Source organism: Arthrobacter sp. ES3-54, assembly GCF_029504395.1.
Lineage (GTDB): Bacteria > Actinomycetota > Actinomycetes > Actinomycetales > Micrococcaceae > Arthrobacter.
In genome coordinates this window covers 462,186-484,907 of the sequence record NZ_JAQFIF010000002.1, presented here as the reverse complement: position 1 = coordinate 484,907, position 22,722 = coordinate 462,186, and the positions used below count along the sequence as shown (strand labels likewise).

Here is a 22,722-nt window from a genome sequence, read left to right as displayed (position 1 = left end):
CCGTTCGTGGCTTCATGGGTGAACTGAAGGGCTTTGTAGTAGTTGCTGGCTGTCGAGGTGGCGCTCCGTACATAGGCGCGGCCCTTGGACTGGGACCAGGAGGGCCGTCGCCTCGAGTACAACGTCCTGCGAAAATGCTTCTCCGAAAGACTAGGACTTGGCCGGGAACGCGCCGGTCCAGCTTTTCTCAGAAACTTCGCGTTTGATTTGGTTTGTCTTTGTCTCTTATTCCTCCGCCATGTGCCTCGATGGCGCTGTCGAGAAGTCCGGTCATATTCTGAGCCTTGTCATATTCTGCTCCTTAAGACAACGCCGCAAATCGTATCGATGCTCTGTCTGTATCGTTCGAAGGCCCAGTGGTGGGGGAATCGGCCGCTGCGCTATCGACCATCATCACTACGAGGCCATCAGGCCGCCGTCGACGAGCAGGATGTGTCCGGTCACAAAATCGGAGGCGCGCGATGACAGGAAAATCACGGGCCCGATCATGTCCTCGACATCACCGATGCGCCCGAGCGGAGAGAGTCCCTCGAAGAACTTCACCTGGTCCGGTTGATCCGTTATTGCTTTGATGAACGGTGTGCGCACCAGGGACGGTGCGATAGCGTTGACGCGGATGTTCTGCGGCCCCCATTCAACCGCCAGCGACCGCGTCATGTTTACGACAGCACCCTTGGTGGCCTGGTAAGCCAGGTTCGGGTACCACCCGCCAGACAGCCCCAGCGCCGAGGCAGTATTGACGATCCTGCCACCGCCACCGGTGAACATAATCGCGGCCGCGGCTCGGGCGGCGAGCATCGATCCAGTCATGTTCACCGCGATCACCAACTGCCAGTCCGCCATGGTGAGCTCAGTGGTCTTCACGCGCCGGTTGACGCCGGCGTTGTTGAAGAGCACGTCGAGTTTGCCGTGCTCGTCGGCGATCCGAGCGAAACCGTCGGTTACGGATGCCTCGTTCGTGACATCGATAGCGACCGCAGTTGCGCCATGACCGACTTCGGCGGCGGCCGATTCGGCGGCCTCCTCGTTGGCGTCGGTGATGATGACGGTCGCGCCGACATCGGCATATGCCGCGGCCAACGTTTTGCCGATGCCGCTCCCGCCGCCTGTGACGACGACGACGTCGCCGTCAAGGCGGAAGCGATCGGTTGTCTCGTTCATGGTGTAATTTCCTTATCGACGCGAATTAGTTGAGGGTGTTGTCGGCCAGCGCGCGCCTCCCGGCGACGTGACGCGACCCCGAGCAGGATCATTGCGATCGTTCCTATGAGGAGCGGGAAGCCGATTGCGAAGAAGATCTGCCCGGTGCTCCAGCCGAGGGAGAGCATGACGCCGCCGACAATGCCGCTGACAATGGTGCCGATGCGACCGAAGCCGTGCATCCACGAAACGCCCGTACCTCGGGCCCTTGTTGGGTAGACAAGCGCGGCAAGCGCGTTGACGCCCGTGTTCGTCGCGGGGAGGAACAGTCCCCACGCGAAGGCGGCCGCCAAGAGGCCGGATAACCCGAGTGTGAACGCCGCGACAGCCCAGATTGAGAGGGAACCGAGGCTAAACATGACACCGAGCACTCGGAAACTGCCGAGCTTGCCCATGGCGAAACCGACGAGCAGCGAGCCGACCGTGCCGCCCCAGCCGTACATTGCGACGATCACCCCCGCGTCAGCGGCGGTCAGCCCATAGGCATTGATAATTAGGGGCAAGTAGTTGACGAGGAGGTAGGTGACCGAAAGCCCAATGAAGTAGCAGACCCATAGCAGGATGCTCGAAGCCAGGAACTGCTTGGAGAGCACGACTCGGACGCCGCCCTCCCTTACAGGCTCGGTGCGATCGATGCCGAGGTTAATGTTCTCAACGTCAGCGGATGGCGAAATTGCCTGGAGAGTGCGCTTGACCGTCTCGGGGGAGCGTTCCTTGAGCGCCAGGAAGGTAACCGACTCCGGGATTTTCCACGCGAGGAAGGGGATGATCGCGAGCGAGAGTATCCCGGCAGTGACCAGGAGCGCCTGCCATCCGAGGGTCGGAATGATTGCGGCTGCCAAGTAGCCGCACAGGATCACACCGAAGGTGAATCCGGAGAAGGCGATGGTAATGAGAGTGGAACGTCGCGCGGCCGGCATAAACTCGGCGACCAGAGTGACGATTGTAGGCAGGACGGCGCCGAGGCCCAGGCAGGCCAACAAGCGGGCTGCGCCAACCATCTCAACAGTCTGCGAGGTGGCACCGAGAAGCGTTAAGACCGTGAACCATGCGGTCCCCACCAAGATGATTGTCCGTCGTCCGAAGCGGTCGGCGAGGGGGCCACCGAGAATCGCGCCAATGGCCATACCCACCACACCGAAGGTAACCACTGCGGTAATCGCGGCAAGGGGCGTCCCCCACTTGGCCACAATCTGCGGATAGACGAAACTCCACGCCTGGACGTCGATGCCGTCGAGGGTGATCACCAGGAACGCCAGGACCACGATGGACCAGCGTCTTCTTCCGACGGGTTGCGAGTCGAGGAAGCCCTGGATGTTCGTCTTCGCGGAGATTGTATCAGCGGTAGCCATGATCGGCCTTTCTTGGGATCAACATTGACCCGGTAGATGTGTGTGAGGGAACGTCTAACTAAGGTGACGTGCACTGCGGATCCGTTAGAGGATGGAACGGCCGCCGTCGATCACGAGTGTTTGACCGGTGATGTAGGAGCCAGCCGGCGAGGCGAACAGCAGGACAGCACCCACCACCTCTTCAGGTTCTGCGATGCGCCCGAGGGCGGTCTTGCCCGCTGCCGCCTCGCTTCCTTTGTCGTCGTCCCAGACGGCAGCGGAGAATGGTGTGCGCACGATCGAGGGCGCAATGCTGTTGATTCGGATGCCGCGACTGCCCCACTCCGCCGCAATGCTTCGAACGAAGGCGTCCGTGGCCGCCTTGCCTGCGCCGTACGCGCCGAGCGAAATGCTGGCGCGAACTGAGGCAATGCTTGAAGTTGTGACTATGGAACCGCCGCCGTTGTTCGACATCATCGGCAGGAAGCCGCGCATCAGCTCGAAGTTGTTGAGGACGCCGCTGAAGAGGCGGTCGAGTTCGTCGCGGGTAGTTTGTTCGATCGGGCCCATTGGCGCAAATGGCGTGGCATGCGCAATCAGGATGTCGATGGGCCCGAATTCGTCGGTGACGGCGGCTGGGAACGAGCGCACGTTATCCGAACTTGAGAGGTCGCATATTGTGCCCGAGACCTCGATACCGTCGCTGGCCAGCGTCTCGACCGTGCTACGAACATCTCCGGCGTCGAAGCTCGAGATGATGGTGTCTGCCCCGTGCAGCGCAAAGGCTCGAGCGATAGCAAGTCCCATACCGGAGGTTGCTCCGGTGATCACGGCGCGCTTGCCGCGGAGTTCAAAGGGGCTGCCGGACGCAATGGCCCCCTGGTTCAGTGAGCGCATTGGCACGGAGAGTTCCTGTCGTCGTTGAGGGAATAGAGCGGGCTTGTGGCCGCTCGCGATGGCTGAGTATCCATTGCCGGTGGATGTTGTAGGTGAGGTGGAAGTCTCCATTGAATTCCAGTCCTGTCTAAATGGAGGAGAAGTGATAAAAGGGGGTTTCGACCGGGCGGCCGGTCGGGAACCCGGGGTCCTAGATGACCTGGCGACCGCCGTCGATCATCAGGGTGGTGCCGGAGATGTAGGCTCCTGCTGGTGTACCGAACAGCGGGGCGGCCCCGACGACTTCGTCGGGTTCGGCAATGCGTCCGAGTGGGATCTTTGCGCTGAGCCGGCCCTCGTTCTCCCCGTCTTGCCAAAGCGCCTGGGAGAATCCAGTACGGACGATCCCTGGGGCGATGGTGTTAGCGCGGATGTTGTGCGGTCCCCGTTCGGCGGCAATGTTCCGCACGATGGAGTTCGGGGCGGCCTTGGCTGCTCCGTACGCTCCCAGCAGCGGGTTGGCTTCGATGGAGGCCATGCTGGAGGTGACAACGATGCTGCCGTCGCCGTTACTCGCCATTCCAGGCAGGAATCCACTTGTCAGGTCCAAAGTGTTCTGTATCCCATAGGTCACAGGTTGATGCCTTCGACGGCGGTGTCTTGGCTGCCCAGTTCCCCGACCGCGGAGTCAAGGTCCTGCTGGATGTTGCTGGATGTTGCTGGAGATGATCGTGCGGGCGCCGCAGGCATGAAAGCCCTTGGCGATGGTCAGTCCCATTCCCAGCGTGGATCCGGTGACCAAAACTGTTTTCCCCGACATGTCGAAGGGGGATCGGGTCACTTCAGGCCGCCGTTTTCCTGGTCCCGGAGAAACTTTAGGACATGTTCGCTGAAGGTTTCCGGGTACTGGAACAGTGAGGCGTGTCCGGAGTCGGGGTAGATGATCAGCTGGGCATTGGGAATGCGCTGGGCCATTAGGAAGGAGTTCGGGGTGGGCACCATGACGTCGTTGGAACCATTGACGACCAGGACCGGGTGCTGGATGTTTTCCAGCTCCGGCAAGGTGGAGCCGTTGCCTTCCCACCAGTCAACGATGGCGGCGCGCAGTTTCGCGCCGGCCTCGGCAGTGACGTTGGCGCGTTCGGGACGCTCGGGGGTGTATATGCGTTCCATGTAGGCGCGGGTTGCGGCTTTGCCGGTCGGCTTCCCGTTGAACCACAAGGCCTGGAAGGTGAGTTCCGGGTCACGTATTGCATTCACCCAGTGTTCGACGTCCAGCCCGGGGTAGGTGGCTCCTTCGCCGCCGCCAGGACCGGTACCTACGAGGATGACGTTCCGGACCAGCTCCGGCTCGGTCAGGGCGATGCGCTGGGCGATGTATCCGCCCATTGAGAAGCCCAGCAGGTCAGCCTTCTCAATACCAAGCGTCTTGATGAACTCGACGGCGGTCTTGGCCATCTCGGTAATGTTGGCCCCAACCTCACCGTCGCTGAATCCCACGCCGGCGTTGTCGAAGGTGACCACGTGGCGCTCCTGGGAGAGCAGTTCGATGACAGCAGGATCCCAGTCGTCGATGCTTCCGCGGAACCGGCTGAACAAAACCAGCGGAACGCCCGACTGGTCTCCGAATTCGCGGTATGCCAGCTGTGTGCCGTCAACGTCGACGGAGTTCACAGGGGTGGCAGCGTACAGAGAAGACATGTCTTTCCTTTCAGATTGGGAATGCATGGGGGGTGCCCGGCAGATCGCCGTGGCTACATTTTCGATAGTTACTCGAATGGTTACTACGTTTTCAGTAGTCAATGGTGATGCATGCCACAATATTCCGTCGCAGCGCGGCTGTCAACGGTTAGATTCAGCATTCCGCAGGTTGGCTTTCGGTGCTTAGTGGAGTGGAAAACCAAGGGGGAGCCGGTGCGGTGGCAACGGCGGGCCACACGCCGCCAAGCGCCAACATCCTCAATAGCGCGTTGTTGCGCGGCAGGAGCCCTCGCAGGCCCTAGCGATACCTCGGTGGCGGAGCCAGCGGCCGTATCCCGCAGGCGCTGCCGGCCAGCACCAAATTGACGAGACCGCGCCGCTGCATCCGCGAACTTTCCTACTTTTCCACCCAAGGCATCGAAAGGTCGATATCAGAAACCAGGTTACCGCCGCCGAAGCTCATGTTCTCCAACGGAATGGCATACATAAGCAAAGTTATATCGTCTTGGTCGACACCGGCCCGTTCCACTGCGTAGCGCGTGACCAACTCGGCGAGCTTGCGCTTCTGCTCGATCGTCCTGCTGTCGCCGAAGGTCACGGTCACGATCAGGCTCCGGTCGGATCTCTTTTGGGCCGGGAACGTCGGGTGGATGAAGAGCTCATCCTCGCGATGCTCGCTGATGATGACAAAACGATCATCCATGGGCGTTTCCATCGCTTCATGAAGCGCAAGATTCAAGGCATCGGCAAGAGCTCGCTTCTCCTCGCTTGAGAATTTTTGAGCGGGAATATATGCGTGGAATATGGGCATAAATTTTTCCTTTGTAGTTGTTCAGCTTGAATAGCGTCGACGGTGGAACTTCTGGCGAATTAACAATCGCCGGGAACATGGCCTTGAGGGCGCCACCGCTGCCAAATATCGTGATTGGGAATGCACGGGCGATGCCAGGCAGATCGCCATGGCTACATTTTCGCTAGTTACTTCGAGGGTTACTACGTTTTCAGTAGTCAATGGTGATGCATGCAATGATATTCCGTCGCCGCGCGGCTGTCAACGGTTAGATTCAGCATCTCCGCGAAGGTTTAGCGGCTTCCCGGCTTGGATGATGACACATGTCAGCACGCCGCTGCCCACGCGCACGGGGCGAGTTAGTTTACCTTGAATTAGATGGTGGTGTAGCCCCGGCCTTGGGGTGTGGTCTGCACAGCCGAAGGACGAGTCCAGCAAGGTGCAGACCAGACCACTGTGAACGGCGCCGATGGGGTGGTAGTGGGATTCAACGGGGTGGCAAGTGAAGGCGACCTTGCCCGCTGCCGCCTCGACCAGTGTCACCTTCAGCTGTTCGCACATGGGCGGAGGCGCCAGCTCTCTGCCGGTCATTGAGTGCAGGTAGCGAGGGCGCTCATTGTCGGCATGGCGGTGCTGATGGCGGGTCGCGCCGCTCGATGAGTCGTTTGTGCTCGGCCACGCCTGTTTTTTCGTCCTGCAATGTCCGGCCGTAGATGCTGTTCGGGTGCGATGCGCCGGCTACCGGCTACCGGCTGGAGGCGCCTGGCGCGGCGGCTACGGGCTCGCTGAACCAGCGGGATACGACGCTCCGGGCATAGCCTGAGACCGTGATGGGGTCAGCGGCCTCGGGCCTGGGGGCGTGTTCGTATCCCCAGTTATCCAAAACCTTGATCAGCACCTCGAGCTCCTTGCCGGCGGAGGTCAGCTTGTACTCGAACCGCGGAGGCTTTTCGTTGTACAGGGAGCGCTCGAAAATGCCCGAGTCCACCAGAGTGGCCAGCCTCTTAGACAAAACCGTAGGCGAGATGGAGAGGCTTTCCAGGAATTCGTCGTAGCGGCTCTTGCCCCTGAAGACGGCGTCCCGGATGATCAGCACGCTCCATTCGTCACCGATGGCTTCGAGAGCATGGGCGACGTTGCATTTCATTCCGTCAAAGCTGCTTCGGCTGCGCATTGTCCCACGCCTTTCTAGGGTCGACTCAATCACTGATCTAGCGAACTAACTCCTGAGTTGATAGTTATCATACCCGAGGGGATCGAATTCAGTTCGGAGTGAGGTTTCGGCCGCACGATGAGCCTCAGTCGAGGTCTCGGACCAGGCGGCCGGGCGGCGCCGCACCGGGTCCGGCTTTCCGCTCATCTGTGGCCAGGTTCCTTAAGGCGCAGATTCGCAAGGTCCCTCGCGCACGATGGATGCGCTTCCGCGTCCGCTGTCCTGCAGGGATTCCCTTCTTGCTCCGGCAATCCTCCTAGAGCGTCGGTTGCAACTGATGTCGTGACCCACCGCTTGCTTCGACCCTATGCTCCGAGCACAGCCTCCAGCAACCCGGGGAATCGAGCGTCCAGGTCCGAGCGTCGGAGCGTCAACTGGCGGTTGCGCCCACGCAACTCGCTGGTGATGACGCCGGCTTCCCGCAGCACTTTCACCTGATGCGAGCGGGTGGACTTGGGGACGTTGGCACCCAGCGACGAGCAGTCGACCATGTCCAGTGGTCCCCCCGACAGCTGACGTACCAAAGCCAGTCGCGCCTCATCGCTGAGAGCGAAGAGTACGAACGTCAGCTCGATGTCCTCACGGGCCGGGTGGGGTAGCTTTGTAGACTCGATCATAGTTCGATAATAGTTGAACCATAGGGAGCACGTGTTGTACGCTCCTGTGATGGTTCCAAATAATTCGAACGTTCTGGAAGTTGGCCGCGCTGTAGGTGTCGAGCGTTCGACACCTACTGACACCAGCGGACCGCGTAAGCGCTGGGGCTTTCGTCTCGCACTGTTCGCCACCACAGCGATGATGGCCGGCGCCAGCGCTCCATCGCCTTTCTACCCGGTCCTTCAGGCCAAGTTCGGATTCGCGCCGGTCACGGTCACGATGGTGTTCGCCGTCTACGCAGTAGCGCTTCTTGCGCTGCTGCTCGTCGGCGGATCGTTGTCTGACCACGTGGGCCGGCGCCCCGTCCTATCGGCAGGCTTCGGGCTCTTGGCCATCAGCGTGTTTCTGTTCTGGCATGCAGACACTGCCCAAGCATTCATCGCCTCCCGTATCGTGCAGGGAGGTGCCAGTGGACTGCTGCTTTCTGCCCTTTCGGCCACGGTGGTCGATTTGGAACCCAGTCATAAGCCCGGATCCGCCGCTGCTTGGAACTCGGTGTCGGCAATGGCCGGCTTGGCGGTTGGCGGGCTGGTTGCCGGATTCGTCCTATTTGTCTTCGAAGATCGCGGGGCAACGATGGTATTCGGCACCCTCTTAGTGACGTACCTGCTGATTGCAGGTGCCATCTGGTGCCTTCCCGAGACATCCCCGCGGCATGATGGAGTGTGGGCGTCATTGCGGCCACGCGCTTCCCTGCCTAACAGTATGCGGAAAGCGTTTCTATATGCCGCACCGGCCATCTTCGCCGGATGGGCGACAGGCGGCTTGTACCTCTCACTAGGGCCGGTCATCATAGCAACGCAATTCCACGAAAACTCTCACCTTGCCCGCGGCCTGGTGGTGGCACTGCTGGCCGGGTCAGGTGCCGTAGCAGGATTCTTGATGCGCCGCCGCACGGCGCGCTCCATCTCCCTGTACGGCACGACTTCAATTGCCATTGGAAGTGCCCTGGCGATTGGGGCGATCGCTGTGGGATCGCTGTGGATGTATTACGTCGCGGTGATGATAACGGGAACCGGCTTCGGCACCGCCTTTTCAGGAGCCCTGCAGTCTCTCCTGCCGCTCATTCAGCCCGGCGAGCGGGCCGAGGTATTGGCAGCGGTGTTCGTAGTCTGTTACACAGCCTTCAGCGTGCCGGCCGTGGTGGCAGGGCTACTTGTGCCTCCTTTCGGCCTCTTTGCCACCGTATGTTGGTACGGGGCCATCGTAGCGCTCCTAGCCACCACGGCAGCACTGCTTCGCCAGTTCGGAACCCAAGACTGAACACCGCCGCGTCGGCTCCCAGCACGTCGTGTGGTCGGCTCGTTCCCGTGTTCCCAGCGTTAGAGCATATCTGCTGATTCGTCGCCCACTGGATCGCGATGCGCCTCCACACGAATAGCCGAGCGTGGTGTTGCCGTCCCAGACCGAAGTCGCCGTAAAACGCCGATAACCGACGTTTTGTCACAACGGGGAAGCCCCTCCTGACGCCCGCTTTTTGGAGCTGGAATATGGCAAAAAGAGAGTGTGGACAATGTCCACACTTTTAGCTTCGGACTGGGCCGTACATCGGTCGGATTGGGCCGGATTCCGCATGTTTCCGCGGGGGCCCAGTGTTTTCAGGGCTGGAATGCAGTTCGAGTCCCACCTCGGGCACAGCATTCCCCCTCGTCAGAGGGGTTTTTGCTTTTAAGGTGTTGACATTGACCCTCCACGGGTCCCTCTGACTCTGGCCGCGGTCTGTGCCTGGCGCCGCGGTGGCCTGTTCGGTTGTGGGTGGCGGGGTCAGAGCCTTGGCTAGTGGGCCCTCCGCCTGCTGGGATGTCGGGTCACGTGGGTCTCCTTTCTGGGTTGCTTTGGTGACGGTGGTTGGCCGCTCACTTATTCATGCCGTGTGGTTGTGGTGATGACATGACCTGACGGAAGTTTTCTTGAAGATTCTTGGACCCCCTTTGGTCCGTCGTGTTGATCTGGGAGAGACGGTTGGGGCTTCATGTCCGACCGAAGGGGGGGCACATTGTCCGCACACGTACGCGGGTATGCCGTGGCTCATCGGTGACTCGCTCCTTGCCACTTTCCACTGACACGAGTTCATGCAGCCACGAGTTCTGAGTGACCTGACTTTCGGGCTGTCTTCTTGAGTCCTGCCTTAGGGTCATGGGGGCCGCCGGCCACGGACTGCGTGGATGGCGGCAGAAGCGTCCAGAGTACAGCTGTGGGCTGGAGCGAGGCCCTTCTCGTGCGGCCGGTCTCGCTCGGACCTAAGTCCGCGGACAGGGTACGGGCGATCAACCGACTGCAGGCCCAGCTCCTCGAATACTTCCCGGCACTGGAGCGGGCCTTTGACTACAGCCGTTCCAAGGCGGCCCTGTTGCTGCTGACCAAGCACCGGACCCCGGACGGGATCCGCCGCACCGGGCAGGCCAGGCTCCACGCGTGGCTAAAGAAACACGGCACCCGCTCGTCCGCCGCGGTCGCCCAGGCCGCCGTCGATGCTGCGAAATCCCAGCACACGACCGTCCCGGCCCAGCACCTCGGGGAACTGATCGTCGCAGCACTCGCACAGGAAATCATCACCCTCGATCAAGAACTCGCCGAGCTCGATGCGCTGATCAGCGAGAAGGTCACCGAACACCGGCACACCCGGGTGCTGCTCAGCATGCCCGGCTTCGGACCAGTCCTGGCCGCGGAATTCCTCGGAGCCACCGGCGGGGACCTCACAGTCTTCCAGACCGCGGACCGGTTCGCGGGCGTTGTCGGACTGGCCCCGGCGCCCCGGGACTCCGGAAGGATCAGCGGAAACCACCACCGCCCCCGGCGCTACGACCGCCGGCTGCTCCGCGTCTTCTATCTGTCGGGGCTTTCGGCGCTGAAGAGCTGCCCCGCCTCCCGGAGATACTACGACCGAAAACGCACCGAAGGCAAAACCCACATTCAGGCTATGCTCTCCCTGGCCCGCCGCCGGCTCAACGTCCCGTGGGCCATGCTCCGCGACGGCACAACCTATACCCCTGCAGCCTGTCGGTCTGACCCTCTGGCGGCCTGATGGAGTGGCGTCTGACATGCCGCCTTAAGCCACCGACGGCTAAGCGTCCAACTGCCACATCGTTCATGATCGTTGGCTATCGTTCCCGGTTCGGTTAGTCAGCAGCGGAAGTTGGCAACGGGGACTTGGGACAAGGCCTTGTCGTGTGGTGTTATCTGCTCCGCAGTGCAATCAGTTGGAGATCGCATCGAGTACCCCAGACATGCGGAGCGCGGACCAGGTTCTTCAGGAGAACCGATCTCCAATGACTGCAGGGGTCCTCTAGGCGTCGATCGGCCGAATCTGCATCATTAGTCCGAAGAGGTCCGGGAGACCGTGCTCTTCGATGATTTGACCGTTTGTGAATCGATAGATGTTCATTGCCTGCGTCTGGATCGGTTTGCCTGTTGCAGATACGCCGAGGAAGTCCCCTCGGTGTGTGCCACGCAGGATGAACCGTGCGGCTACCGCGTTTCCTTGAATGATGGTTTCCTCCAGTGACCACTGGACGTCGGGAAACGCCTGTCGCATTATCCCGATGATTTCGAGATAGCCGCTTGGACCCTGCACCGGCTCGGGCAGAAAGGGCACGTGGAACGTGGCCGACGGTGAGATGATCTCCTCACCAATCTTCTCGTCGGCTGAATTGATGAATTCAACGAAACGGTCCATGCGTCCACGTAGTTCTTCAGTCATTTGCTGCTTCCTTTACATCTCTAGTTGGCTACGGCATACACCGCTGGTTAGTGGCTATTGGATGATGACCTCAGGCCCGCGCAAGCACATCAGCTCGGTCGCTCTGCAGCCCCTGCCGAGCGACTGGCATTTCGCAGCCGGCCTAGCAGTTCCACGAGATCATCCGTTTTCTGCTCGGTAAGCACAGGATTCAGCCGCAGATCCAGCTCGGCTTCAACCGTCTTCCTGGCCCGTTCCAGCAGAATGCGCCCGTCCGCCGTTAGCTCGATGAGGGAGGACCGGCGATCGACTGGGTTATTTCTCCGACGGCAATATCCGGCCTCTTCAATCCGGTCAATGAGCTTGCTCGTGCCTCCGATGGTAATCGCAAGAGCCGAAGCCACATCGAAAACCCGGCACGCACCTAGGCGATCGACGACGGCCATCGGTTCAAATCTGCTCATCGGGAGGCCATGTTCTTTGCGCAGACTGCTATCGAGTGCGTCCCACAGCTCGGTTTCCAATCGAGTCAGTTCGCTGAAGAGAGGGTATAGAGACCAGGTTTCGACGCCCTTGTTCATAAAAGGAGCCTAGCACTTTGTTTCCATGGAACCTAATTCCAAGGAAGCTAATAAAGATGCCTTGACGGGTCCGCGTCGGGAAGCGATGCGCCGGTATCTGGCGGAGAAGTAGGTGCCGATGGACCTTGCCGCGGACATGGCGATGCCCAGGGCGCCTTCCGACGGCCCGGACAACCTCCCAGCCACCGGCGGGGACGCCGGAGCGGCACACCAATATCCGTTGACAACATCATTGAGATTCCTCCGGATTCTAGGCGTCCGCTCCACCCCGTCTAGCCCCTCCGTTCCTCCGGGGCCTGCGGTGCAGGAAATGTCCCTCCGGCACTCCTGCGTCGCTGATTTCCTCCACGAATTTCCTGCCCTTTGCCCTGCGGGTAGACAGGGCTCGGTCGGCCGCCGAGCAAGCGAGCTTGCCAGCAATCCAAAAAACAACTGTGAGTCTTGCGGTGGCCGGTCTGGGACTAGCTGGCAGTGTTGATGCCGGTTGTTCTGCTGGCGCGTGACTCGAAAAAACAATTGCCCCTTGAGGGTGCGTTTCCCCCGACTTGTCCGCGCTGGGTGGAGCGGCCGGCGTTGACCTGTCCCACGTCGGTGGCTTGATTAGAAGCTTGCCCAGCCCCTGCGGTTGTGGCTCATCACAGTATTGCCTCGAAGTGACTCTTCCCAGGTCAGTGCCGGTCGTGATGCGACCAGTCTTGCCCGTTCGAAAGGAAGGAGGGTGGCCGCGTTGACCATCGTTGCGCAGACCCGCCCATTCGTCATCGGCGTGGACTGCCACGTCCGCACACACACGCACGCCATCATCGAGGCCAATACCAAGCGACGGGTCGCGTGCGAGCAGTTCCCGACCACCTCGGCAGGGATTTCCCGCGCACTTGCCTGGGTAGGCCGACGGACAGACGGCGATATGGCCTGTCTATGGGCCGTTGAGGGTATCGGCTCTTATGGGGCAGGTCTGGCCAGGGCAGTAGCCGACGCCGGCTATGACGTCGCCGAAGCTCCACGGATGAACGCCCGCGGGCGCCGGGCGATCGGCAAATCTGACCCGCTGGACGCCGCCGCCATCGGAACCGCTGTCATCGGCTTAGAGGAGTCCCAGCTCCGAGCTCCGCGTCGGGATGAAGGAACTCGTGCCGGACTCAGGATCTTGAGCGCTGCCCGGGATCAGTTGACCCGGGAACGAACGGTGAATGTCAATGCACTCATCGCCTTACTCCGGGCACATGATCTTGGAATCGACGCTCGTAAACCATTGGTTCCCGCCCAGATTGCCACGATCACCAGATGGCGGGAACGACAAGAGCAGATCGAACTATCGATCGCGCGGGAGGAAGCGGTTCGGTTGGCGCGCCGCGTTCTCGAAGTGACCACTCAGCTGACGGCGAACCAGAAGCGCATGACAGAGCTGATCCAGCAAAGCCCCGCCGCGCCGCTGTTGGAGATGGTGGGCGTCGGGGCTGTCACGGTCGCTGCTGTCCTGACAGCTTGGTCGCATCCAGGAAGGGTTCGCAGCGAAGCTGCCTTCGCCTCGCTGGCAGGGGTGAATCCCTTGCCGGCCTCAAGCGGTAACACTGTCCGGCACAGGCTCAACCGGGGTGGTGATAGGCGCCTCAACCGAGCCTTGCACACCATCACCATGACCCGGATGGTCCACGACCCCGGAACACGGGACTACGTCGCCAAGCGCACTCAAGAAGGCCGCAGCTACCGCGAAATCCGCAGATCCCTCAAGCGCTACATCGCCCGAATCCTCTACCGCCAACTCAACTCCCTATACGCCACCGCGGAACCGGCCCCGTCCCACGTTGCCGGGGCAGACGGTTCAGGTGGTGTCAGGTAAAGGATCACCTTGCGGGCGTTCCTAGTCCGAGTTGGTGTCTCGAAACCTATCTGTCTCGAAACGCTTGGCATACGAGACGTCTCACTGGCTCTGTTCCGTAGGATCCTGACTTGTGAGCAGCGCCGTTCGGTGTCGCCTTTCTGGCCTCGCTGCGTGTCGTCAGGACGCTGACGGGTTGGTTCCGACGCGTAGGACGTGACGTCGCACGCCACGCTCGAGAACAGCGGCTCGCGAATGCTTGTGGTGGGTTCACCGTCCCGGGATGACGACGACTCGTTTGCCGACGCGGTGGGTCGAGTCGAAGTCTTGGTGGGCTGCAGCGACTTGGTCGAGTCCGGTGTAAGTGTCGGAGATGATGATGCGCATAGTGTCGGCTTCGATGGCGCCGAGGTACCTGCTCAGAGCGTCAGCGGAGAGGTCGGCTGCTTCACCTGCGTAGCTGGTGAGGTGGACGCCGTTGGGGATCGTGAACGGTGAGAAGTCCGGGATGGTCCATTCACTGCTGAGAGCGCCGACGAAGCAGACGACGCCGCCGGAACGCGCCAGGGCCAGCATGTCCGGGAGCGCCGCCGCACTGACGAACTCGAGGACGGCGTCAAGACCTTCCGTCGCGATCGCGCGAACAGCGCCCGGGAGGGTGTCATCATCGGTCACGACATGGTCGGCGCCAACGTGGTGCAGCAGGTCCGCTCGAGCGACGGTAGAGGTGCCGCCGTGAATGAGCACCTGCTGGCCGGCTTGCAGGTGGAGGCCGGCTGTTAGCGACCCGTGGGCGGTTTGCAGCATCTCTGGGAGCGCACCAACGATGTCCCACCCGAGGTCGGTTTCGAAGGGGATCGTGTTCGCCGCGTCGACGACGGTGTATTCGGCGTAGCTGCCGTCGATGGTGCGGCCGAGGCCACCCATCATCGTGGCGACCTTCTGCCCTGGAACCAGGTTGACGCCGTCGCCGACGGCATCAACGACGCCGACGGCTTCGATGCCGAGGATGCGGGGGAAGGAGAAGTCGGGGCCGGACTCCCCCTTGCGGCTGGTGACTTCGGACTCGTTGATGCCGAACGCTCGCACGCGGATGCGGACTTGTCCCGCGGTGACCGCTGGAAGCGGCACCTCCGTCACGGTGAGCTCCTGGGGAGCGACGGGACCGGTCAGCCGGACGGCTCGCATTGTCTTAGGCATGGTTTTGCTCTTTCGTGTGGAATGGGTGATCGGGTGCGGCGAGTCCAACGATCGCCTCGTAGGGTCTGCGCACTGTTGCCTCGTCGAGCGACGTGTCGGGGTGCGCCAGGCGGTGACTCCACCAGCCCCACAGCAGCGCGTTGATGGCGAGGGCGATGCTGGTGGGAACGACGGGCTGGAGCATCACGAGGGAATCGTCCTCGACTGCCTGGAGCACGGCAGCCACTTTCGGGTCCCGCGCGCCGTAGTGACGAATCTCCTCGTAGAGGCGGATGTCGGCAAGGCTCGGGCTGGTCGAGCCGATCGTCGCGTCAACGAGAGCGTCGACGACGTCGGCGGGGCTGCGAGCATCACGAAGCGGGGCGGCATACCGGGGCTCGAGCTCGCTGCGGGTCGAGTCCAAAGCGCTCAAGATGAGGCCCTCGAGGGTGGGGAAGTAGTACGTCATCGACCCGAGCGGCACCTCGGCATGCGCGGCAACACCCCGATACGACACCGCACTGATCCCGTCGGTCTTGATCACGTCGAGGGTGGACTCCAAGATTCGCGACCGGCGTCCTGGGTCATTCGGTTTCCCGCGGCGCATGCTTCCTCCGATGTCTGATTAAGTGCGTACACTGGTACGTACTGAATCCAGATTAGTCCAAGGAAGGAACCCGCGTGAACGACGACAAACTGCAGGAGCAGGCTCGAGCACGGGCGCAGGAGCTTCCCGGTGCCGGACTCGAGCATCCCTTCGGCCCGGAGTGGGAAGTGTTCAAGGTCCGCGACAAGGTGTTCATGCTGCTGACCGAAGTCACCGGCGAACCCATCGTCATCATCAAGGCTGCACCGGAGGATGGGGAGGCTCTTCGAGAGCAGCAAAAGGACATCACCCCCGGCTATCACATGAACAAGCAGCACTGGATCACGTTGCATCCCGGAGGGGACCTTCGAAAGCAGCTCGTCGACGACCTGATAACCGAGTCTTATCTCCTCGTCGTGGAGGGCCTGCCGCACGCTAAGCGCCCTGTGGACCCGGCGACTTTCGGCAGGCACGACCAGTGATCCTCTCCGGTGAGCAGATCCAGCAAACCGCCCGGGATGCGGCCGCAGCGCTCGAGCACGTCAGCACCAGTCGGCCGTTCACGCCACACCTGGAGGTGTGGAAGGTGCGGGAAAAAGTGTTCCTGATCGTCACCCAGGACGACCCGGACCTGCAAATCATCACCGTGAAGGCGGACCCGCTTCACGCTGACGCGCTCCGACGCGACCACGACTCGATCACGCCCGGTCGCTACCTCGATAAGCGCCACTGGATCTCCGTCGGTCCGGGACCCGGGGTGACGAAGCGACTGATCGAAAATCTGGTGCACGGCTCCTACGACCTCGCTGACGGACACCACCCGGACGCGGACTCGTGAACGAGCCGCCGTCCCTGTTCGAGGTGGACGACGCTTCCCGGCCCTTGGCCGACCGGTTGCGTCCCCGCACACTTGCTGATGTCGTCGGGCAAGACCACCTGCTCGCAGAAGACGCTCCGATCGGGCGCATGGTGGCTGCGCAACGGCTGGTCTCGATGGTTCTCTGGGGGCCTCCGGGCTGTGGGAAGACCACCGTCGCAAGGCTCCTCGCCGAGCAAACCAACCTCGCCTTCGAGCCCTTGTCGGCGACGTTCTCCGGCGTCGCAGACCTCCGCAAGGTCTTCCAGGTAGCGCAGCGACGTCGAGAGCTCGGGCAGGGCACGCTGCTGTTCGTCGACGAGATCCATCGGTTCAACCGGGCCCAGCAGGACTCGTTCCTGCCCTACGTCGAGGACGGCACGATCGTCCTCGTCGGCGCGACTACGGAGAATCCCAGCTTCGAGCTCAACGGCGCCCTGCTGTCCCGCTGTCAGGTGTTCGTCCTGAATCGCCTCGACACCGCGGCTCTCGGCACGCTCGTCGGACGCGCCGAGACACTCCTGGGTGCACCATCGCCCCTTGACGACGATGCCCGCCGGGCTGTCCTCGCGATGGCGGACGGGGATGGGCGGTACCTGCTGAACATGATCGAGCAGGTGCAGACATTGCCCGCGCCCGTCGACTCGGCTGCTCTCGCCGCGGCGGTGCAGAAGCGGGCGCCGCTGTACGACAAGGCACAGGAGGGTCACTACAACCTCATCTCCGCCCTTCATAAGTCAATGCGCGGCTCCGACCCCGACGCAGCCCTGTACTGGTTGGCCCGCATGCTCGACGGTGGCGAGGACCCGCTGTTCATCGCCCGCCGCATCACCCGGTTCGCCACGGAAGACATCGGCATGGCAGACCCAGGAGCTGTGCAGCAGGCCCTCGCCGCGTGGGACGTGTACCAACGCCTCGGTTCACCCGAGGGTGAACTCGCGATTGCGCAGGCGGTGCTCTACTTGGCGACCGCACCGAAATCGATCGGCGTGTACCGCGGCTTCAACAAAGCTCACGCAGCCGCGAGACGCACCGGCTCCTTGATGCCGCCGGCGCACATTCTCAACGCTCCGACCCGGCTGATGAAGGACCTCGGCTACGGCAAGGGGTACCAATACGACCCCGACGCCGACACCGGGTTCTCCGGCGCGAACTACTTCCCCGAAGGCATGCCCCGGGAAACGTTCTACGAACCCACCACCGGCGGCTACGAACGAGCGATCACGGAGCGGCTCCGCCACTGGGCGCAGCTGCGATCCGACCGCGAGGCCGCCAATGACTCGACCACTGCTGACGACTCAACAGCCGCAGACGACGCCTGACCAGAAGGGACCCTCTCGCATGACCAACACCGACACCGCCGAACAGGGCGCAGCAGTGCGCTCGTGGCTCGGCATCCCGTACGCCACTGCCGACCGCTTCCGCAGCCCGAAGGTCAGGCCCTTCGACCCTGACCTGCCCTACGACCAGAAGGGACCTGCGCCGCTCCAGGCCGGGGACACCAGCTGGCTCGAGGCCGACAATGGGTTTAGCGAGGACTGCCTGAACCTCAACGTCTGGGCACCCGTCGACGCCAGCGACAAGCCTCTCCCGGTCATCGTGTATATCTTCGGCGGTGGGTGGATGCTCGGCGCGAACACCCAGACCACCTCCAACGCATCGGGTCTCGCCGCTACCGGACGTGCGATCAGCGTTTCCCTCAACTACCGACTCGGTCCGTTCGGGTGGCTGTCGCTGTCCCAATACGGCGGCGCACTCGCAGAAGCGACCAACCTGGGCCTGAAGGACATCATCGCCGCGCTGCAGTGGGTACAGGACAACATCGCCCAATTCGGCGGCGACCCGAACAACGTCACGGTCACCGGCCACAGCGCCGGCGCGTTCTCCGCCCTCAGCCTCCTCGCCGCCCCATCCGCCGAGGGCCTCTACCATCGCCTGGCCGCGTTCTCCGGTATGCCATCACGCCAGGTGCCGGCGTGGGGCGCAGAGGAACGCGCCCACACCATCCTCACCGCACTCGGCCTGCAGGACGACCCCGAGCAGCTCCTCACCGTGGACGCGAACCTGCTTGTCGAGGCAATGGCCAAGTCGCAGTCCTCAGACCCTGGTGCCGCGCACGGCGTCGACAACGACGTTATCGCCATCGTGGATGACCGGTCCCAGCCGAATGGTGTCCTCACGGACCATCCCATGCACGTCCTCGAGTCCGGTCAGCACCGGGACGTCGACATCCTCTTCAGCAGCGCCACCCACGAGACCGACTACTGGGTCCTCCACAGGACCGAAGACTTCGACCCCGGAAGCATCGACGCCCTTGTTGCGGAGTTCGCCAACCGGAACCGCATCCCGCGCAGCCGCGCCCGCCAGATCATCGCCGTCTACGACGTCGACGGACGCACACCCGTCGAGGTCCGCGGTGCGCTGCTCACCGACTTCTCCTTCACGTTGCCGCAGACCCGCGGCGCGCTCGCGCACGCCGCCGCCGGCGGAAACGCGCACCTGCTGTCGGTCGGCCCCGTCGAGGGAGCGCCCGCCGTGCACGGCATCGAGATGTACGGCATCGTTGGCCAGACCCGGCCCGGCGCCAGCGACGCGCAGATCGTCCGCGACAACTTCGTCCGTGACGCGCTGCTCGCACTCGCGTCCGGGGACACCGGTGCACTGTGGGAGCCCGTCACCACGGTGCCGGCCGTCAAGGGGATCGGCGACATGCCCTACGACGCCGCCGCCCACGCGGAGGAAGTTGTCGAGACGTTCTCGGGGGTCAACCGGCCGTAGCTGCTTCGCCGGGGTGGGATTGTCTCATTCACACCCCGGCGAGGCCTTGCCGTGAGCGGGAACATGTGCCAGGATCGACCTGCGTTCATTGTGCGCGAAAATTCGCCGGCCTTCGGGCCGGTTTTTTTATGCCCAGATGTCCTGTCGCCTCCGGCGCGCTTCTGGAAACGAGCATGCCGGTAGCGGCAGCTCCGCCTCGAGCCCGAGGCCCATAGTCCTCGACACGCGCACCCTGCGCGTGCCGAGAGTCAGCTGAATGCTGACAGATCGAACGGTGGAGGTTTCATGCCCCAGCTGTCGATTGAGATTCCCGCTGTCGCCGCGTACGCGGTCGGCTTCGCTCTCGCGATGAACATCCTCGCGATCGCGATCCGACACGTGCTGCCGGTGCTGAGCGACAAGGCTGCGCGCCGCGTCGTTCGCATGCAGCGGGCGAAGGCTGCTTCCAAGAAGTAGCGCTCAAAAATCGCACCCCTCCATCGGTAGGGAGAGCTCTGTCTTCCGGACGTACCACAAACCCCCGATTCTGCTACAAGTGGGCGGAGCCACGCCGAGCGCGGCAGCAGGCGGACCTATTGGCCGCCGGCGTCCGACGCGATGACCTGTACATCGACCAGGGCGTCTCCGGAGCGCGCGCGTCACGGCCACAGTTCGATCGAGCGCTCGACGCACTAATGGAGGGCGACACCCTCGTCATCACAACTCTGGACAGGCTTGGGCGATCCACCCAGAACATGCTCTCCTTCGCCGATGAACTCCGCAGCAGGGGCGCGGGCCTGCGCGTCCTGAACCTGGGCGGAGGCGATGTCGACACGGCGACACCGATGGGGTCCATGTTGTTCACGATTATGGCTGCCCTCGCGCAGATGGAACATGAGATCAAGCGCGAACGCGTCACGGATTCCATCAACAAGCGTCGCCAGGCGGGTCTCGGTCTTGGTGGCCGGCCCCGCCGGGTCACCGACAGCCAAATTCAGAATGCTGTCCGATTGGTCAAAGATGGAGAGCCCGCGGCGCAGGTTGCCAGGGACCTAGGAATGTCCCGAGCAACTTTCTATAGGCGGTCACGAGCCCTTGCCGGCCAGCAGGATGCCATTTAGCCCCACAAAGGACGCCATATCGCGCCAGCGTTGACGCCCGAATGGGTTGCGGGAGTGGGAGCGGTGGGTGCTGTGAAAGAGCAGTGCCTCAAAATGCTGGTGTCCTTGACTGGATGGAGAGCGCCCGCGGACTCCGGTGGCGCACAGCGCTGCGCGCTGTGTAACGGTCCTCGCTCCGCTCGGGCTGTAAAAGCGTTTTTCTGTTTTTGGCTGCTGTCCTGACGGATTGTACGTGTCCGCTCCGGCCCGTCTAGCCCCTCCGTGAACTCCGGGGCCTGCATGCCGGGAATTTCCCTCCGGCGCTCCTGCGTCGCTGATTTCCTCCGGGAATTTCCCGGCCCTTGCCCAAGGGTAGACAGGCCTCCGTCGGGCACAGCTCCGCAAGCTTCGCCAGCAGCCAAAACAACTGGGGGAGAGGGGACGCTGGCCGGTCACCTAAACCGCCCCGCCACCGGCAAAGCGACTAGGTCCGCGCCCGCACCCGTTTCCACCCGCTTGACAGACATAGAAGCGTCTGGGGGAGAGGGGAAGCTGGCCGGTCACCTGAGCCGCCCACCCACCGAAATCCTCTGCAAAAGGAGCAACACCATGAACACCACACCCACCCTTGAAATGCTCGATCCGGCCACCCTGACCGTGGACATCAACGTCCGCAAAGACGCCGCCCTGACCCCGGATTTCATTGCCAGCATCAAGGAACACGGCGTGATGGAACCCGTCATCGCCCACCGCAAGGACGACGGGGCCGTGCATGTCCTGATGGGACAGCGCCGCACCCGCGCCGCCGTCGAAGCCGGGCGCACCAGCATCCCTGTGATGATCATCGAGTCCCCCGAGGAAGCCGAACGCATCGTGACCCAGGTCGTGGAGAACATCCAGCGCGCGGAACTGACCGAAGCGGACGAAGCCGACGCCTACCACCAGCTGTCCCTGATCGGCGTCTCAGCCGCCGCGATCGCCAAGAAGACCGGACGGACCAAAACAACGGTCGAGAGCGCGCTGAAGGCCAAATCCTCCGACGCCGGGGCCGCCGCCCTGGGCAAGGGATACACCATCGATGAAGCGCTCATCATGGCCGAATTTGAAGTTATGTGGACACTGCGAGCCTCACCGCAGGTGAGGCTCGCGAATGTTGCACTGGAAAGGTGACGCAGATGCGGGTTGTAACGACCAGATCATCCGGGGTGATTTCCTCGGTGGCGCTTCATGGCCGGGACGGGGCAGTGGTGGCGCCTGTGTGCAGGTTTCTGCAGCACATCCTGGACTCCGGCGGGAGCCCGAATACCGCTTCTGCCTACGGGTTCGATTTGAAGAATTTGTTCGAGTTCCTGGACGAGACCGGCACGGACTGGCAGGACTTCCGGCCTGCCGTTGCCTTGAATTTCCTGGGGTGGTTGAGGAAGCGTCCGAGTCGGCGGCCGGCGCAGCGGCTGGGTCTGGCAGTGACCGGATCTGAGGGGCGGGTCCTGGCGGCGGCCACCGCTGCCCGCGTGTTGGCGGCTGTGTCGAGCTTTTATGAGTGGGCCATTGTCGCCGAATTGTTCGATGCGGAGAACCCGATGCGCCGGCAGCCCGACCAGGCATTGGCCAGGGTGGCTGAGCGCCACCGCCCGTTCACGGGCGGTGCGAGCAGACAGCAGCCGGTCCGGAGGCAAATCAGGGTCAAGCTGCCGCTGCGGCTACCGCGGCCGCTTGCCGAACCCGTTGTCGAGGCGCTGTTGGAGAGCATGACCTGCCTGCGGGATCTGGCCATGGTGCTGCTGATGCTCGACGGCGGTCTGCGTCCCGGCGAAGTTCTGGGTCTGCACCTTCAAGACATTTCCTATGGCCGCCGGCGGGTGACGGTCCGCAAACGCGATGACCACCCTGGCGGGACGAGAGGAAAGTCCCGGCAGGAGCGCGTCGTCGATGTGCTGGAGCCCCGAACCCTCGATGCTGTCAACAGATATGTCCTGCGGGAACGCCCGTCCAGGTCCGTGAGCCCCTTTGTGTTCCTGGTGGGCGGGCACGGGTCCAGGGCCTGTGAATCGCTGTCCTACGCCGCGTTGGTGAGGATGTTCTCCCGCCGCCTGGATGGGCTCGGCCTTCGGACACCGGATAAAACACCGCATGCGCTGCGCCATACCCATGCGAGTCTGATGTGGGAGGCCGGCATGCGGGAGCTGGCGCTCCAAAGACGTCTGGGCCACGCATCACCGGAGTCCACGCGAATCTATACCAGAGTCTCGGACGCCCAGGTCCGTGACGAGTACCGCACCGCGCTGGGAGCCTTAAGTGAATTCTGAAGCCGGCGCACTGGAGCGGTCTCCTCTTCCGTTACCCCGCAGGCACGCGTCAGAGGCGGAGTACGGTGCGTGGGTCAACGCGTTCGTTCCT

The 22,722-nt window shown here is 62.6% G+C and carries 21 protein-coding genes and 3 pseudogenes; 11 read left to right on the top strand and 13 right to left on the bottom strand.

Translation table 11 applies throughout. The annotated features are described in order from the left end of the window. Positions 1-396: 396 nt before the first annotated feature. The 9 genes from M2428_RS05450 to M2428_RS05410 form a co-directional block, all read right to left on the bottom strand. Positions 397-1,161: a glucose 1-dehydrogenase gene (locus M2428_RS05450; protein ID WP_277524418.1), complete on the bottom strand. Its 765-nt coding sequence runs from the start codon at positions 1,159-1,161 to the stop codon at positions 397-399. After that, on the bottom strand, positions 1,158-2,552 hold the full coding sequence (locus tag M2428_RS05445; protein ID WP_277524416.1) for an aromatic acid/H+ symport family MFS transporter: 1,395 nt from the start codon (positions 2,550-2,552) through the stop codon (positions 1,158-1,160). The genes M2428_RS05450 and M2428_RS05445 overlap by 4 nt, the downstream gene beginning before the upstream one ends. A gap of 84 nt (positions 2,553-2,636) precedes the next feature. Continuing rightward, positions 2,637-3,428, bottom strand: a complete 792-nt coding sequence (locus M2428_RS05440) for an SDR family NAD(P)-dependent oxidoreductase (RefSeq protein WP_277524546.1) — start codon at positions 3,426-3,428, stop codon at positions 2,637-2,639. Positions 3,429-3,618: 190 nt separating this feature from the next. Continuing rightward, a complete protein-coding gene (locus M2428_RS05435; protein ID WP_277524414.1) occupies positions 3,619-4,041 on the bottom strand; it encodes an SDR family oxidoreductase in 423 nt (140 codons plus the stop codon). 54 nt (positions 4,042-4,095) lie between these two features. After that, positions 4,096-4,248 carry a hypothetical protein gene (locus M2428_RS05430; RefSeq protein WP_277524412.1) on the bottom strand — a complete coding sequence of 51 codons (153 nt, stop codon included), beginning with the start codon at positions 4,246-4,248 and terminating at the stop codon, positions 4,096-4,098. Further along, the gene (locus M2428_RS05425; protein ID WP_277524410.1) at positions 4,245-5,108 is read right to left on the bottom strand and encodes an alpha/beta hydrolase; all 864 of its coding nucleotides are present in this window, start codon (positions 5,106-5,108) and stop codon (positions 4,245-4,247) included. The genes M2428_RS05430 and M2428_RS05425 overlap by 4 nt, the downstream gene beginning before the upstream one ends. Before the next feature lie 397 nt (positions 5,109-5,505). Beyond that, a complete protein-coding gene (locus M2428_RS05420; protein ID WP_277524408.1) occupies positions 5,506-5,919 on the bottom strand; it encodes a tautomerase family protein in 414 nt (137 codons plus the stop codon). Positions 5,920-6,643: 724 nt separating this feature from the next. Then, on the bottom strand, positions 6,644-7,045 hold the full coding sequence (locus M2428_RS05415) for a helix-turn-helix domain-containing protein (protein ID WP_277524406.1): 402 nt from the start codon (positions 7,043-7,045) through the stop codon (positions 6,644-6,646). A gap of 371 nt (positions 7,046-7,416) precedes the next feature. Beyond that, positions 7,417-7,728 (bottom strand): ArsR family transcriptional regulator, encoded by a 312-nt coding sequence (locus M2428_RS05410; protein ID WP_277524404.1) that lies wholly within the window; start codon positions 7,726-7,728, stop codon positions 7,417-7,419. 49 nt (positions 7,729-7,777) lie between these two features. Here M2428_RS05410 and M2428_RS05405 point away from each other — a divergent pair, with 49 nt between their 5' ends. Continuing rightward, positions 7,778-9,031 carry an MFS transporter gene (locus M2428_RS05405; RefSeq protein WP_277524402.1) on the top strand — a complete coding sequence of 418 codons (1,254 nt, stop codon included), beginning with the start codon at positions 7,778-7,780 and terminating at the stop codon, positions 9,029-9,031. Between the two features lie 1,042 nt (positions 9,032-10,073). After that, positions 10,074-10,793: pseudogene (locus M2428_RS05400) on the top strand (transposase); the annotation flags it as partial. A gap of 261 nt (positions 10,794-11,054) precedes the next feature. Here the strand turns inward: M2428_RS05400 and M2428_RS05395 are convergent. Further along, positions 11,055-11,468, bottom strand: a complete 414-nt coding sequence (locus tag M2428_RS05395; RefSeq protein ID WP_277524400.1) for an ester cyclase — start codon at positions 11,466-11,468, stop codon at positions 11,055-11,057. Between the two features lie 89 nt (positions 11,469-11,557). Next, positions 11,558-12,028, bottom strand: coding sequence for a MarR family transcriptional regulator (locus tag M2428_RS05390; RefSeq protein ID WP_277524398.1), 471 nt, complete (start codon positions 12,026-12,028; stop codon positions 11,558-11,560). A 727-nt stretch (positions 12,029-12,755) separates the two neighbouring features. On the opposite strand from M2428_RS05390, the gene M2428_RS05385 reads away from it, so the two are divergent. After that, complete coding sequence (locus tag M2428_RS05385; protein WP_277524544.1) at positions 12,756-13,868, top strand: IS110 family transposase; 1,113 nt, start codon at positions 12,756-12,758, stop codon at positions 13,866-13,868. 249 nt (positions 13,869-14,117) lie between these two features. On the opposite strand, the gene M2428_RS05380 is transcribed toward M2428_RS05385, so the two are convergent. Next, positions 14,118-15,047 carry a zinc-binding dehydrogenase gene (locus M2428_RS05380; RefSeq protein ID WP_277524396.1) on the bottom strand — a complete coding sequence of 310 codons (930 nt, stop codon included), beginning with the start codon at positions 15,045-15,047 and terminating at the stop codon, positions 14,118-14,120. After that, positions 15,040-15,633: a TetR family transcriptional regulator gene (locus tag M2428_RS05375; RefSeq protein ID WP_277524394.1), complete on the bottom strand. Its 594-nt coding sequence runs from the start codon at positions 15,631-15,633 to the stop codon at positions 15,040-15,042. Before M2428_RS05375 ends, M2428_RS05380 begins: the two co-directional genes overlap by 8 nt. Positions 15,634-15,707: 74 nt before the next feature. Here M2428_RS05375 and M2428_RS05370 point away from each other — a divergent pair, with 74 nt between their 5' ends. From M2428_RS05370 to M2428_RS05335, 8 genes and pseudogenes are all read left to right on the top strand, one after another. After that, positions 15,708-16,094, top strand: coding sequence for an MmcQ/YjbR family DNA-binding protein (locus tag M2428_RS05370; RefSeq protein ID WP_277524392.1), 387 nt, complete (start codon positions 15,708-15,710; stop codon positions 16,092-16,094). Further along, on the top strand, positions 16,091-16,450 hold the full coding sequence (locus M2428_RS05365) for an MmcQ/YjbR family DNA-binding protein (RefSeq protein ID WP_277524390.1): 360 nt from the start codon (positions 16,091-16,093) through the stop codon (positions 16,448-16,450). Before M2428_RS05370 ends, M2428_RS05365 begins: the two co-directional genes overlap by 4 nt. Further along, positions 16,447-17,790, top strand: coding sequence for a replication-associated recombination protein A (locus tag M2428_RS05360; RefSeq protein WP_277524388.1), 1,344 nt, complete (start codon positions 16,447-16,449; stop codon positions 17,788-17,790). Before M2428_RS05365 ends, M2428_RS05360 begins: the two co-directional genes overlap by 4 nt. A gap of 19 nt (positions 17,791-17,809) precedes the next feature. Next, the gene (locus M2428_RS05355) at positions 17,810-19,246 is read left to right on the top strand and encodes a carboxylesterase family protein (RefSeq protein ID WP_277524387.1); all 1,437 of its coding nucleotides are present in this window, start codon (positions 17,810-17,812) and stop codon (positions 19,244-19,246) included. A gap of 285 nt (positions 19,247-19,531) precedes the next feature. Continuing rightward, positions 19,532-19,702, top strand: a complete 171-nt coding sequence (locus M2428_RS05350) for a hypothetical protein (protein ID WP_277524385.1) — start codon at positions 19,532-19,534, stop codon at positions 19,700-19,702. Positions 19,703-19,803: 101 nt separating this feature from the next. Further along, a pseudogene (locus M2428_RS05345) lies at positions 19,804-20,346 on the top strand (recombinase family protein); the annotation flags it as partial. A gap of 588 nt (positions 20,347-20,934) precedes the next feature. Beyond that, positions 20,935-21,432: pseudogene (locus tag M2428_RS05340) on the top strand (ParB/RepB/Spo0J family partition protein); the annotation flags it as partial. A gap of 68 nt (positions 21,433-21,500) precedes the next feature. Further along, the gene (locus M2428_RS05335) at positions 21,501-22,631 is read left to right on the top strand and encodes a tyrosine-type recombinase/integrase (RefSeq protein WP_277524383.1); all 1,131 of its coding nucleotides are present in this window, start codon (positions 21,501-21,503) and stop codon (positions 22,629-22,631) included. Positions 22,632-22,722 lie beyond the last annotated feature (91 nt).